Origin of the sequence: Saxibacter everestensis (assembly GCF_025787225.1) — a bacterium.
GTDB lineage: Bacteria > Actinomycetota > Actinomycetes > Actinomycetales > Brevibacteriaceae > Saxibacter > Saxibacter everestensis.
Genome location: NZ_CP090958.1, coordinates 2,814,979 through 2,828,006 on the forward strand (window position 1 = coordinate 2,814,979; position 13,028 = coordinate 2,828,006).

General features: G+C 64.5%; 12 protein-coding genes. 8 read left to right on the plus strand and 4 right to left on the minus strand.

All coding sequences use genetic code 11. The annotated features are described in order from the left end of the window. Positions 1-67: 67 nt before the first annotated feature. Positions 68-745 carry a YqaJ viral recombinase family protein gene (locus LWF01_RS13450; RefSeq protein WP_432761962.1) on the plus strand — a complete coding sequence of 226 codons (678 nt, stop codon included), beginning with the start codon at positions 68-70 and terminating at the stop codon, positions 743-745. A gap of 12 nt (positions 746-757) precedes the next feature. On the opposite strand, the gene LWF01_RS13455 is transcribed toward LWF01_RS13450, so the two are convergent. From LWF01_RS13455 to LWF01_RS13465, 3 genes are all read right to left on the minus strand, one after another. Then, positions 758-2,089, minus strand: a complete 1,332-nt coding sequence (locus LWF01_RS13455; RefSeq protein ID WP_349637877.1) for an APC family permease — start codon at positions 2,087-2,089, stop codon at positions 758-760. Between the two features lie 2 nt (positions 2,090-2,091). After that, positions 2,092-3,300: an AI-2E family transporter gene (locus LWF01_RS13460; protein WP_349637878.1), complete on the minus strand. Its 1,209-nt coding sequence runs from the start codon at positions 3,298-3,300 to the stop codon at positions 2,092-2,094. Positions 3,301-3,442: 142 nt separating this feature from the next. Next, the gene (locus tag LWF01_RS13465) at positions 3,443-4,723 is read right to left on the minus strand and encodes an MFS transporter (protein WP_349637879.1); all 1,281 of its coding nucleotides are present in this window, start codon (positions 4,721-4,723) and stop codon (positions 3,443-3,445) included. 83 nt (positions 4,724-4,806) lie between these two features. Between LWF01_RS13465 and LWF01_RS13470 the strand changes: the two genes are divergently transcribed. The 7 genes from LWF01_RS13470 to LWF01_RS13500 all read left to right on the plus strand — a co-directional run bounded on the left by LWF01_RS13470 (position 4,807) and on the right by LWF01_RS13500 (position 11,541). Continuing rightward, positions 4,807-5,703: a LysR substrate-binding domain-containing protein gene (locus tag LWF01_RS13470; protein ID WP_349637880.1), complete on the plus strand. Its 897-nt coding sequence runs from the start codon at positions 4,807-4,809 to the stop codon at positions 5,701-5,703. A 28-nt stretch (positions 5,704-5,731) separates the two neighbouring features. Next, positions 5,732-7,780, plus strand: a complete 2,049-nt coding sequence (locus tag LWF01_RS13475; RefSeq protein WP_349637881.1) for a M3 family metallopeptidase — start codon at positions 5,732-5,734, stop codon at positions 7,778-7,780. Continuing rightward, the gene (locus LWF01_RS13480; protein ID WP_349637882.1) at positions 7,767-9,278 is read left to right on the plus strand and encodes an MFS transporter; all 1,512 of its coding nucleotides are present in this window, start codon (positions 7,767-7,769) and stop codon (positions 9,276-9,278) included. Before LWF01_RS13475 ends, LWF01_RS13480 begins: the two co-directional genes overlap by 14 nt. Positions 9,279-9,421: 143 nt before the next feature. Beyond that, positions 9,422-9,721: a type II toxin-antitoxin system VapB family antitoxin gene (locus tag LWF01_RS13485; protein ID WP_349637883.1), complete on the plus strand. Its 300-nt coding sequence runs from the start codon at positions 9,422-9,424 to the stop codon at positions 9,719-9,721. A gap of 13 nt (positions 9,722-9,734) precedes the next feature. Further along, a complete protein-coding gene (locus LWF01_RS13490; RefSeq protein ID WP_349637884.1) occupies positions 9,735-10,361 on the plus strand; it encodes a LytR C-terminal domain-containing protein in 627 nt (208 codons plus the stop codon). Further along, positions 10,361-10,840, plus strand: a complete 480-nt coding sequence (locus tag LWF01_RS13495) for a YbaK/EbsC family protein (protein WP_349637885.1) — start codon at positions 10,361-10,363, stop codon at positions 10,838-10,840. The genes LWF01_RS13490 and LWF01_RS13495 overlap by 1 nt, the downstream gene beginning before the upstream one ends. Next, a complete protein-coding gene (locus tag LWF01_RS13500) occupies positions 10,837-11,541 on the plus strand; it encodes a queuosine precursor transporter (RefSeq protein ID WP_349637886.1) in 705 nt (234 codons plus the stop codon). The genes LWF01_RS13495 and LWF01_RS13500 overlap by 4 nt, the downstream gene beginning before the upstream one ends. A 144-nt stretch (positions 11,542-11,685) precedes the next feature. Here LWF01_RS13500 and tgt read toward each other — a convergent pair whose 3' ends face one another. Then, positions 11,686-12,957: a tRNA guanosine(34) transglycosylase Tgt gene (gene tgt, locus LWF01_RS13505; protein ID WP_349640929.1), complete on the minus strand. Its 1,272-nt coding sequence runs from the start codon at positions 12,955-12,957 to the stop codon at positions 11,686-11,688. Between the last annotated feature and the right edge of the window lie 71 nt (positions 12,958-13,028).

A 13,028-nucleotide genomic window follows, 5' to 3' on the forward strand; every position in this document is an offset into this window, starting at 1 on the left:
CGAAGCGTAGGCAGATCGGTGCCTGTCGGTCAGCCGGCATCGATCCGCTTACGCCTAGGATCGTTAGGTGACTTTGCACCGCGCGCCATCAGCTCCTCCCGACTCAACCGACCGGACGGCAGGCGCCGGAAATGCTGCCATGTCGCCCCGCCAGGCACTCCTTGGCCGAATCGTCGCCGACTCAACGGACCGGATCGGCTGGCTGCGGGCGCGCGCCCAGGGGGTCACGGCTACGGACGTCGCCAAGCTCTCCACGCCGGCATCCGTCCAGGCAGCCGTCAAAGCCAAGTTCCAGGGCAGCCGTTTCGGTGGCAGCGCGTTCACCGAACACGGCAAGGTCCGCGAGCCTCATATCGCACGCTGGGTGCTTGAGCAGCACGGAATCCACTCAAGCTCACAGCTCTTTCACGCGGCCGGGGACAGACGACATCTGGCCACGCCCGACGGAGTCGGCTTCCTTCACAATGGGGAGCCGATGCTTGCCGAGATCAAGACAACCGTGAAACCGTTTCGCACGGTTCCTCGCCCATACCTGCGCCAGATCTGGTGGCAGCAGTACGTGCTGGGTGCCGAGCGCACATTGTTCGTCTGGGAGGAACACAGGGACTTCGTGCCGGTGCATTCGGAGCCGCAGTGCCGCTGGATCGAGCGCGACGAGAAGGAAGTTGCCAAGCTGGTCGGCCTTGCCAATCAACTCCTGGACGGAATTGCCGCCCGGCTGGCGATCGAAGTCGAGCCCTGGTAGCGACCGTCGCAGCTACTCCCGCCGCGCGGCGATGGTACGTCGAATCACCCGGTAGCCGATGCCGACGAGAAAGACCGCTACGCCACCCAGCACCGACGCTGGCGGCAGCGTCACGACGAGCACGCAGCACAGCACCGCCCCGGCGACCTGCAGCCATTTCGGGAATCGCCTGCTGTCGCCGGTCTGGGTGAACGCGGCGGCGTTAGCAACGAAGTAGTACAGCAGCACGCCGAACGACGAGAAACCGATTGCCTCGCGAAGGTCGACCGTGACGACCAGCACGGATACTGCGACCCCCACGATGACTTCGGCCCGATGCGGAACGTGAAAGCGCGGATGCACTTCGGCCAGCCAGCGTGGCAGGTCACCTTCCCGCGCCATCGAGAAACTGGTCCTGCCAATGCCGGCAATCAGGGCCAGCAGCGCGCCAAGTGCCGCGAGCGCTGCCCCGAAACGCACCACCGGAACCGCCCAAACCCACGAGCCGAGGGACACAGCGGTCGCGAGCGGCGTGGCTGTTGCGGCGACCCCCTCCGACCCGAGGACGAGCAGCAGGGCGCCGCCGACAATGGCATAGAGCACGACGGCGATCAGCAGTGAAATCACAATGGCGCGCGGAATGGTCCGGGTTGGATTCCGCACCTCCTCACCCATTGTCGCGATCCGCGCGTAACCGGCGAAGGCGAAGAACAACAGTCCGGCGGACTGGAGGATGCCATAGGCAGAGGCAAGCGGCGACGTTGCTTCTGCCCCGTTCCCGGCGTCTGGCGTGGCAGTTGCCCCGGCCATCGCTGCCGGATTACCCGCCACCGCTCCCGGATTACCCGCCATCGCTCCCGGATTACCCGCCAAGGTCGCTGTAACCCCCAGGGCGAGCGCCAGTAGCACCAGCGTGACGATCACCCGGGTCAGCCGCGCGGTCCGGGTTACCCCGCAGTAGTTCACCGCGGTAAGCCCCAGCACGGCACCGACTGCGACGGGCTTCTCCCAGCCGGCAGGAGCGGCGTAACTGGCAAACGTCAGCGCCATCGCCGCACAGCTCGCCGTCTTGCCGATCACGAAGCCCCAGCCGGCGAGAAACCCCTGCCAGTGCCCCAGCCGCTCCCGGCCGTAGACGTAAGTTCCGCCTGACCGCGGATACTCGGCTGCAAGCTGCGCACTCGACGTCGCGTTACAGAAGGCGACGACCGCAGCGATCGCGAGGCCGAGCAGCAGCCACCCGCCGGCCGCCTCGGCCGCCGGAGTGAACGCCGCGAAGATTCCGGCCCCGATCATCGAGCCCAGGCCGATCACGACGGCATCCAGAGTTCCCAGCCGGCGGCTGAGTCCCGGAGTCGGGTTCATCGCTATTTAAGCGCCTGTCTGGGCACGACGACGCGCCGAATGATGATCAGGATCGAGGCGGCTACCGGGATGGCGACCAGCGCACCAAGGATGCCGCCGAGGGTGCCGCCGGCAATCGCCGCGATGACGACGATGGCGCCTGGAATCTCCACCGCCTTGTTCATGATCCGCGGGCTGAGCAGATAGGCCTCGATCTGCATGTAGACCAGGTAGTAGATGCCGGCCACCAGCGCGGTAAGCGGCGAAGCAAACAGGCAGACAACCACGATGATGATCGAACCGCTGAGAGTTCCTACCAGCGGGATCAGCGAGCCAAGGAAGGCGATGAAGGCCAGCAGCGACGGCATCGGCGCCTTGATGATGCTCAGGAAAATCAGGCTCAGCACGCCGTTGACCAGGGCGAGCGATACCTGACCCAGAACGTAGCGGCCGACCGAGGCCGTGATTTCGTCGGCAACGGATGAAAACTCGGCGACGTCGCTGGCCGGCAGCATTTTATAGAATGCCTGCTTGATCGTCGTCAAGGAGGAGATGAAGTAGAGCGTCAGGATCAGGACGATAATCACCCCGGTAACGCTGCTTGCGATGCCGGCCCCGACTGCCAGGACACCGCCGCCGATGCTCAGCAGATTATTCGGGTCGCTGACGAAATCGCCGGCACCGGTGACCAGCCCGTCGATATCGACCACTCCATTGAGCGTCTGTTCCAGATTTTCAACCCAGGGTGTCGTGGCTATGTCGTTGACGATGTCGGGCAGGTCGGTGACCACGGTCCGGATCTGGTTCACCAGCACCGGGAGTATCGCGAAGATAATCCCGGTGAAGGCAAGGATCAGCGCGACGAACACAGTGGCCACCGCGAGCGACCTGCGCAGGCCCTTACGTTCCAGTCCGGAGACGACCGGGTCGAGTCCGAAGGCGAGAAACAGCGCGACGCCGATGTAGGTCAGCACGGTGCCGAGCGAGGCGACCGCGCCCCAGATCAGCAGTCCGACACCGACACCGAGTGTTCCGGTGAGCCCGATCCGGAACGCCTTCACCCGCAGCGCCGGAGACTTCGCAGGCTGATCGGCATGACGTGGCCCGTCCTCCTCGATACCGAGGTCGGTTTCTTGCGCCGCGGGCTTCGCAAGCTGATCGGCATGACGTGGCCCATCCTCCTCGACACCGAGGTCGGCTTCTTGCTCCGCCACCTTGTTCACATCAGCCATAGCCTGACTCTAAACTGCCACCGGCGCGCAACAAACTCCCTACGCCCGGCCGAGTCGTGGGTTTGTCATCGAGACGTGCGAAACAACCCACGACTCAGCCACAAACCGACGATTCAGCCGGCTGGCATCCGGCCGGCCGCATTCACCTGCGGGTCAGCCGCTTAGTCCGGCGCAGGAGCAGGCCGAGCACCAGCGCGAGGCCGACCAGGGAAACCGTCAGCACGGTTACCCCTGACCAGCCAAAGCCGGAGAAGGCCACACCGGCAGCGCTTCCGCCGACGGACGAGCCCAGATAGTAGAACAACATGTACATTGCGACAGCCTGCCCGGCTCCCCCGACGCCGGCTCCGGCCCGAGCCGCCACCCAGCCGGAGGCCACCCCGTGCACGGCGAAGAAACCAGCCGTCATCAGGGCAATGCCGACGATAATCAGCGGAAGCGGCCGGGCGGCCATCAGCAGCAGGCCGATGATGGTGATGGTAGCCGCGGCCGGAACGATCGCGCGCTGCCCGAACCGGTCGGCAAGCCTTCCAGCAATCACCGAGCCGACGCCGCCGACCGGATAGACGCAGAACACCAGCCCGGCCAGGCCAACGCTCAGCAGATAGGGCTCGGCCTCCAGCCGGAATCCGATCGTGTTGTAGACGCCGACGAAAGCACCCATCATCAACGCGGCGATGCCATACAAAGCCAGCAGGGCCGGATCGGCGAAAACGCGAATTGACTGGCGGGCCAGATGGCGGATGCTGCGCGGCGCCGGCACGAACCGTCGCGATGCGGGCAGCAAGACCAGGCAGGCCACCGCACAGCCGAGGGCAAGCACAGCGTTTCCGCCGACCGCCAGCTGCCAGACTTCGATTGGGATCGGCCAGCCCGATGTGCCGACCCGTGAGCCCCATTCGGTGAGTCCGGCGCTGATCAACCGGCCTGCCATTCCGCCGAACGTCGTCCCGGCGATGTAGAGCCCAGTCGCGGATGACGCGAGGCTGGCGTGCACCTCTTCCCGTAGGTAGACCGCGGCAACGGCCGGCAAACCGGCAAGTGCCAGGCCCTCTATCCCACGGCCCACCAGCAGCCACTGCCATGAGGGAGCGAATACGCAGAGGATCGCCATCGCGCCCGCGGCGAACAGCGAGAAATGGATCAGCCGGGTGCGCCCGACGACTTCGGATAGCGGGCCCGCGATGAGCAAGCCCACGCCGATTCCGGCGGTGCTGACCGAAACCGACAGCGATGCATCGGCCGGCGTAATGCCGAACTGTCTGCTGAGCTCGGGCAGGATCGCCTGCGTGCTGTACAGCTGAGCGAACGTTGCGATGCCGGCCAGGAAGAGAGCGACTCCCGCCCGGCGGAGCTCGGGGGAACCCTTCCGGTATCCGCCGTCTAGGTCGGCCGGGGTTTCGCAGGGCGTTATCGGTGTCACGACACCAGTGTCACGCCGAACAACTCATATGTTAAATGCTTATTCTGCTGCAAACCTATACGCCTGACGTATAAGCTGGGTCGATGGATGCCGAGAGCCTTCGGGCCTTTCTCGCCGTAGCCGACGCCGAGAGCGTGACCACGGCGGCAGCGATGCTGCGTCGTCCGCAGCCCACGATCTCCCGCACCATCTCGAGGCTGGAACGCGAACTCGGCAGGGAGCTGTTCGACCGGGTGGGACGTACAGTCCAGCTCAATCAGCACGGCCGGGCGTTCCTGCCGCATGCTCGGACCGCGCTGGCGGAACTGGAAACCGGCCTGGAGATGGTTCAGGGCATCGACGACCCTGAGCAGGGCAGCATCCGGCTCGGCTTCCTGCACTCACTGGGAGCCTGGCTGGTTCCCGATATTCTGCAGGCGTTTCGGGCCGAGGCGCCGCGGATCCGGTTCCAGCTGCGCCAGGCCGCGGCGGGTGCGATCATCGACATGCTGAAGCGGCGCGATCTCGACCTGATACTCACCGGTCCGCGGCCCGACGACGAGTCTCTGCGCTGGCAACAACTGCACACCCAGCAGCTGATGGTTGTCGCCGAACCCGGACATCCGCTGGTCGCGGCGGCCGCAGGCAGTGCCAACGGCACCGTGTCTCTGCGCGACGTGGTGCGCTATCCGTACCTTGCCATGACGCCGGGGCACGGCATGCGGACCCTGACCGACCGCTTACTGTCAGCGGACGGCCTGCAGCCTTGCGTCGAGTTCGAAGGAACCGACATCGAGACACTGCGCGGACTTGCCGGCGCAGGCCTGGGAGTCGCCATTGTGCCGAAGGCGCATTTCAGCCACGGCGCCGCAACAGTCGAGCTTCCGCTGGAAGGGGCCGACAGTCACCGGGACCTCGGCGTCGCCTGGCTTGACGGTAGCCTGCAATCGCCGGTCGTCCAACGATTCTTTACCTTCGTCCGCCGGCACCCGATACGGTAAGACTATTCAACGCCCAAGGAGTATAGAGATGACCCCGGATGACAATCCGTTCTTCTCGGCAAGCGACCTGCCGTATCAGTTGCCACCCTTCGGCCGGATCCGGGACGAACACTTCATGCCGGCCTTCGAGCGTGGCATGGCCGAGCAGCTGGACGAGGTCGCGGCCATCGTTGCCGATGCAGAGCCACCCAGTTTTGCGAACACGGTCGTCCGGTTGGAGCAGTCCGGCCAGTTGCTCACCCGGGTTGCCAGGGTCTTCTTCAACCTGCACTCTTCGGATGCGACGCCGGAAATCGAGGCGATCGACAGGGAGATTTCACCCCGGTACGCCGCACACCATGATGCGATCAACCTGAATCCCGGTCTTTATGCGCGCTTACGTGCCATCGACCCGCAATCGGAAAGGCTCGATGCCGAGTCGACCCGGCTGCTCGAGGACTACCTGAGGAACTTCCGGCGGGCCGGCGCCGGTCTTGACGACGAGGACAAGGCAACCTTGCGTCAACTGAACTCCGAGTTGGCGTCACTGACCTCGGAGTTCGCTCAGTTGCTGCTTGCCGATACCAATGAAGCGGCAGTCATCGTCGACGACGTCGCCGACCTGGCCGGCCTGCCCGAGGACGCGATCAGCGCCGCCGCGAACGCTGCCGAGGAGCGCGGCCACGCCGGCAGGTTCCTGTTGAGTCTGGTTCTGCCGACCGAGCAGCCGGCACTTGCCTCCCTGGAGAACCCGAACATCCGCCGCGCACTGTTCGAGGCTGCAGTTACCAGGGGCGCCCAAGCTAACCAGAACGACACCCGAGCCGTGATCAGCAGAATCACCGCGCTCCGCGCCCGGCGGGCGCACCTACTGGGGTATCCGACCCATTCGGATTACCAGATCGAGGACCAGACCGCGAAGACGACCGATGCTGTCGGCTCGATGCTCGGCGACCTGGTGCCCGCTGCCCTGCAGAACGCAAAGCGCGAGCTGGCCGAGCTGGCCGAATTCGCGGGGGTCGAGGAGGTCGCGCCGGCCGATGTGCAGTTTTACAGCGACAAGGTCCGGCAGCAGAAGTTCGATGTCGAGGCGGTCAGGTACCGCCCGTACTTCGAGCTGGAACGCGTGCTGCACGATGGCGTGTTCTACGCGGCGAACAGGCTGTATGGCCTGACCTTCACCGAGCGCCACGACCTTCCGGTGTACCACCCCCAGGTGCGGGTCTTCGAAGTGCGCGACGCTGACGGCGGGGAACTCGGCCTGTTCCTTGGCGACTACTTCACCCGCGAGACGAAGCGCGGCGGCGCCTGGATGTCGAACTTCGTCGACCAGTCCCACCTGCTCGGTAGTAAGCCGGTCGTGGTGAACAACCTCAATATTTCATTGCCCGCCCCAGGCGAGCCGGTTCTACTCACCCTGGACGAGGTCACCACCCTGTTCCATGAGTTCGGCCACACCCTGCACGGCCTGCTATCCGACGTGACCTACCCGAGGTTCTCCGGCACCTCCGTGCCGCGGGACTTCGTGGAGTATCCCTCGCAGGTCAACGAGATGTGGATGCTGTGGCCGGAAGTGGTTGAGAACTATGCCCGGCACTTCCAGACCGGCGAACCGCTGCCGCAACAGCTGATCGACAACCTGCTGGCTTCGCGGATCTGGGGCGAGGGTTACGCGACGACCTCCTACCTCGGCGCAGCCATCCTCGACCTGGTCTGGCATGCGCTCGAGGCGGGTGAGGTCATCGACGACCCGCTGGCGTTCGAGTCCCAGGCACTGGCCGCTTCCGGACTCGACCTGCCAGCGGTCCCGCCTCGGTACCGCACCAGCTACTTCAACCACATCTTCGCTGGCGGCTATTCGGCTGGCTACTACTCCTATATCTGGAGCGAGGTGCTCGACGCTGACACCGTCGACTGGTTCAAGGCCAATGGCGGTCTGACCAGGGAAAATGGAGAGTATTTCCGCAAAACACTGCTATCCAGGGGTGGCAGTGTCGACCCGCTGGAGGCTTTCCGCACATTCCGCGGCCGGGACCCGGAAATCGGCCCGCTGCTGCTCCGCCGCGGTCTGGGCGGCAACGCGTGTGAACGCGGCTGAGCCCCCACCCACCGGCGATACCGGCGTGGAACCACCCGATCCCCGCCGATGGCGACTGCTGGCCGTCTTCATGGCGACGGTCTTCATGGCGTTGCTCGGCGTCAGCATCGTCAACGTGGCGCTGCCGTCGATCGAGAGCTCGCTACAGGCGTCTTCATCCCAGCTGCAGTGGATTCTGGCGGGCTACGCCCTGACCTTTGGGCTCGTGCTCGTCGGCGCCGGCCGGCTGGGCGATATTTTCGGCCGCGGGCCATTGTTCCTGATCGGCGTGACGATCTTCGTCCTGTCGTCCCTTGCCTGCGGTCTTGCCCCGGACGCGATGACGCTCAACATCGCCCGTGGCTTCCAGGGCGTCAGCGCCGGCCTGATCAATCCGCAAACCGTTGGGATGATCCAGGAAACCTTCCGCGGCCGCGAACGAGGAACTGCGTACGGGATACTCGGCGCGGTAGTGGGCGTCGCCACCGCCATCGGGCCGCCGCTTGGCGGTGTGATCCTCGCGACGGCGGGGGCGGAGGTTGGCTGGCGCTGGATCTTCTTCATCAATGTGCCGATCGGCATCGCCACGTTCATCGCGGCGCTCGTGCTCTTCCCGCGGCCACTGGTCCGGCGTGAACGTGATGCCGGCAGCAAAGATTCGCTGCCGGCTGGCTCCCAGGCTGGAGGCCGACGGCGACCCAACCGGGATCTTGACCCGACCGGGATGCTTTTGCTTGGCCTGGCCACGCTTGGCGTCATGCTTCCCTTCGTCGAACGGCAAAGTCCGATCGGGCTCTGGATCTGGGCGACTTTGCCGGTTGCCGGCGTCCTCGGCTTCCTGTTCGTCCGTTGGGAGAGGCGGTACAAGGAACGCGGACGGACGCCGATGATCGATCTGGCGATCTTCAGGATTCGCAGTTACAGTCTGGGTGCAGCCCTGTCCTCGGCGTATTTCGCCGGCATGACCAGCATCTGGGTGCTGATTTCCCTTTTCATGCAATCGGGCCTCGGCGAGTCTGCACTCGCCGCGGGGCTGATCGGCCTGCCTAGCGCCATCGCTTCCGGCATCATGTCGACTATCGCCTCCCGGCGAGCCTTCGATTACGGCCGCCGCCTCGTGGTTCTCGGCACGGCGATCGCACTGATCGCCCTGGTCGCGACGATCGTGGTCGGGCTGCTGACGACGCAGGGCGTCAGCGTCTGGTGGTGGCTGCTGACCCTTGGCGTACTGGGCGCCGGTGGCGGCATGGTGATTGCGCCGAATCAGACACTCACCCTTGCCGACGTTCCGAATCAGTACGCCGGCAGCGCCGGCGGTGCGATGCAGACCGGCCAGCGGGTCGGCACGTCCATCGGACTCGCGGTGATCACGGCGGTGACTTTCGCAGCGCTCGGTACCGGCCCAGGTGCCGTCGACCGGTGGCCGTTCGCATTCGCCATGGGCATGCTGATGGTAATCGGCTTCATTACTCTGGCCCTGCTGATCGGGTTGAGCGACACCCGCAGCCGCCGAACCTAGCCGGTTCTTCTGCACAACCGATTGGTTCCGGCTGGGTTTCGTACCGGGTTCCGGCGATGAGGTTCATCACAATTAGTCAACGAACCCTTCCCACACGGCCCGCAGGACGATGACCGGAGCCGCGCGGACCTAGACTGACGAACGTGATTTTCAAAGCAATTGGTGACTCGCGCCCGTACCCGGACCACGGTCTGACCACTCCGAAAGAGTGGGCCGACGTGCCTCCGCGTCAGGTTCGGCTCGACGAGCTCATCACCACGAAAGCCACCCTAAGCCTCGACGCCCTGCTTGCGGAAGACTCGACATTCTTCGGCGACCTGTTCGCTCACGTCATCCAATGGCGGGGTTCGCTGTACCTCGAAGACGGCCTCCACCGGGCGGTCCGCTCGGCGCTCCACCAGCGTGCCGTGCTGCACGCCCGAGTGCTCGTACTCGACGACTAGAACGGTGTGAGCAATGAGCGATGACGCAGGAGCCGATCAAAGGCGACGGCTCCGCCTGAAAAACCGACGACGCCACATCATCACCCTGAGTGTGGCATTCACTATCGTCGTCGCCCTCGCGGCATACAGCCTGGGCATCTTGTTCTGGAACGTGCAGTCACCCCTCGACTCACTATCGTTCCGGCCGACGTGCCCCACCGAGCGCGTAACTCCCGCTAAGCAGCCGGTTTCGGTCCAGGTGCTTAACGCCGGCGGTCGGAGCGGCGCCGCCGGCTCACTCACCGAGGAGCTGAAAAAGCGGAAGTTCAAAGTCGCCAAACCTGGGAATGACGAGGATCCGCCCCGGCATGACGCCGAGGTTCAGATCCGCTACGGCAAGCATGCGGCATCCGAGGCCCTGACCGCCGCGCTGTACTTCAACAGCGCGGACATGAAGGAGATCGAACGGAACTCCAAGAAGATCGATATCGTGATCGGCGGCGATTTCACCGAACCGCGCAAGGACGACGCGGTCAAGGAAGAGATGGTGCCGCAGCCGTTGCCGTGCGCGCATGAGGAACCTGCCTCCCAGCAGCCCACGAGCAGCACAGACGCGATGAGGCAACTGCCCTCCGTGGGCACGCACGCAATAATGGGGTAATGCACCGTAATACCCAGCTCGTTCACGACGCCCTCGAAGCCCACGGCATCGCCCCAGAGATCCTGGAACTCGGCGCTGGTGCGCATACCGCCCAGGCCGCGGCCGATCAGCTCGAGATCGAGATCGGCGCCATTGCCAACAGCCTGATCTTCACGGCAGATGACCATCTCATCCTGGTGATGACCTCAGGAGCACATCGCGTCGATACCAAATATCTGGCCACCGCCATCGGGGTGCGAAAAGTTGGCCGTGCCAGCGCGGAACAAGTACGCTCGGCAACCGGACAGCCGATCGGCGGTGTCGCCCCAACCGGGCACCCAGGCCCGGTTCCGACGTACATCGACAGCACGCTGAGCCGTTTTCCGGAGCTGTGGGCCGGCGCCGGAACGCCGGCCACAATGCTCCGGCTGACCTACCCAGAACTAGTACGCCTGACCAACGGAACCGAGGTCGACGTCACCAACCCGGAGGAAGAATGAAACCCGCATCTGGAAGCCCTCGCGCGCAGTTCGCAAAAGCACGCGAGGGGTATTTCGCCATAATCGTCGCGGTTTTCGTAGCCGTGCTGCTGATCTCAAATATCGCCGCCACAAAACTCATCGCCTTCGGACCGATCATCACCGACGGCGGCGCCTTCCTCTTCCCGCTGGCATACGTTCTCGGTGACGTGCTCAGCGAGGTTTACGGCTTCAAGACCGCGCGCAAGGTCATCCTGATCGGCTTCTCACTGCTGGTCGTTGCCTGTCTGGTCTTCTGGCTGGTTCAGATTTCACCGCCCGCGCCGGACTATCAGAATCAGGCGGCCTTCGAGGCGGTCCTCGGGTTTGTCCCCCGCCTGGCACTGGCCGGCATCTGCGGCTATGTCGTCGGTCAGCTGCTCAACTCATGGGTTCTGGTCCGGATCAAGGAGCGCACGCTCGAGAAGAAGCTGTGGCTGCGACTGCTCGGCTCGACCGGGGTCGGCGAGCTGGCAGACACCATCGTCTTCTGCACGATCGCCTTCTACGGCGTGATAACCGGCTGGACGTTCGTGAATTATGTCGTCGTCGGCTACGTCTACAAATGCCTGGTCGAGGTCGCCGTGCTGCCGATCACTTTCTGGTTTATTCGCGTTGTGAAGCGTCGGGAGCCGAGCTACGGAGAGGTCCGTGAGCCGGACGGGCTCAGGACCGGGTCGTAGTCCTGCCTGGCCGGGTCGTAGTCCTGCCTGACGCAAACCTGGGCCGGGTCGCAAACCTGGGCCGGGTCGTAGTCCTGCCTGACGCTTAGCCTGGCGGCTACGCGACCCGGCCTGGACCCCCGGCTAGCGCTTCGCCGCGCCCCACTAGCGCTTCGCCGCGTAGTAGCGGCCAAGAACATCTTCCTTGAATTCGTAGAAGCGCCCGGATTCGATGCTCAGCCGGATGTCGTCGACCAGCCTGACGATGAACCTCTCGTTATGGATCGTCGCCAACGTCGACGACACCATCTCCTTCGCCTTGAAGAGATGGTGCAGGTACGCCCGGGAGTAGTTCGCGCAGGTGTAGCAATCACACTCCGGATCGAGCGGTCCGAAGTCCCGGCGATAGCGCGCACCGGTGACATTGAACCGGCCGTCCTTGGAGTAAATCGCCGCGTTGCGTGCCACTCGCGAGGGCGACACGCAATCGAAGGTGTCGGCGCCGTTCTCGATCGCGACGAAAAGGTCGTCCGGTTCGCTGATCCCGAGCAGATGGCGGGGCTTGTTCTCGGGAAGCTCTTCGTTGACCCAGCGGACGATAGTGCCGAGATTTTCCTTCTCGAGGGCTCCGCCGATGCCGAACCCATCAAAGTCCATCGCACCGAGATCCCGAGCTGCCTTCCGGCGCAGGTCTTCGTACTGAGCGCCCTGGAGCACGCCGAACAGCGCCTGGTACGGACGGTGCGATCGCTCTTCGCTGAGCCGTTGATGTTCCGCTATACAGCGGATGGCCCACAGCCGGGTTCGCTCCAGTGAGCTCTCCTGGTAGCCCCTGGTGTTCAACAGCGTCGTGAGCTCGTCGAAGGCGAACATGATGTCCGCACCGATCTGGTGCTGTACCTGCATCGACACCTCCGGGGTGAACCGGTGCTTGCTGCCGTCAAGGTGCGACTTGAACGTGACGCCGTCGTCATCCACGTGCGCCAGCCGGGTCTTCCCGGCGGCAATCACGTCGTCGGACTGCACGCCTGCTGAGTCCATCGCCAGGACCTTCTTGAATCCGGCGCCAAGTGACATCACCTGGAATCCGCCGGAATCCGTGAACGTCGGACCAGGCCAGTTCATGAACGCGCCCAGGCCGCCGGCCTCATCGATCAACTCGGGTCCAGGCTGCAGGTACAGGTGGTACGCATTGGCAAGAACCGCCTGGGCACCCAGCTCGGACATGCTTTCCGGCAGGACTGCTTTCACAGTCGCCTTGGTACCGACCGCAATGAACGCCGGCGTCTGGATGTCGCCGTGTGCCGTACGCAGCACGCCCGTCCTGCCGAGCGCCCCGTCGAGCCGGGTGCCGATGTCGAAACCAGCCGAACTCCGCGAGTTCACCGCGTTCGTTGTTTGCGCAGCCTCCGTGCCCAGCTCATCGCCCGTCGTCATCGTCGATAACTTGGTGTGCGCGGCACCGCTTGCGCCGTTCAGGGTCTTCTTCACCGTCCTATCCAACCAAC

Coding starts and splice junctions, on each gene's coding strand:
- LWF01_RS13455 (WP_349637877.1), bottom strand. CDS start 2,089: ATGAACCCGACTCCGGGACTCAGCCGCCGGCTGGGAACTCTGGATGCC.
- LWF01_RS13460 (WP_349637878.1), bottom strand. CDS start 3,300: ATGGCTGATGTGAACAAGGTGGCGGAGCAAGAAGCCGACCTCGGTGTC.
- LWF01_RS13470 (WP_349637880.1), top strand. CDS start 4,807: ATGGATGCCGAGAGCCTTCGGGCCTTTCTCGCCGTAGCCGACGCCGAG.
- LWF01_RS13475 (WP_349637881.1), top strand. CDS start 5,732: ATGACCCCGGATGACAATCCGTTCTTCTCGGCAAGCGACCTGCCGTAT.
- LWF01_RS13490 (WP_349637884.1), top strand. CDS start 9,735: ATGAGCGATGACGCAGGAGCCGATCAAAGGCGACGGCTCCGCCTGAAA.
- LWF01_RS13495 (WP_349637885.1), top strand. CDS start 10,361: ATGCACCGTAATACCCAGCTCGTTCACGACGCCCTCGAAGCCCACGGC.
- LWF01_RS13500 (WP_349637886.1), top strand. CDS start 10,837: ATGAAACCCGCATCTGGAAGCCCTCGCGCGCAGTTCGCAAAAGCACGC.
- tgt (WP_349640929.1), bottom strand. CDS start 12,957: ATGACGACGGGCGATGAGCTGGGCACGGAGGCTGCGCAAACAACGAAC.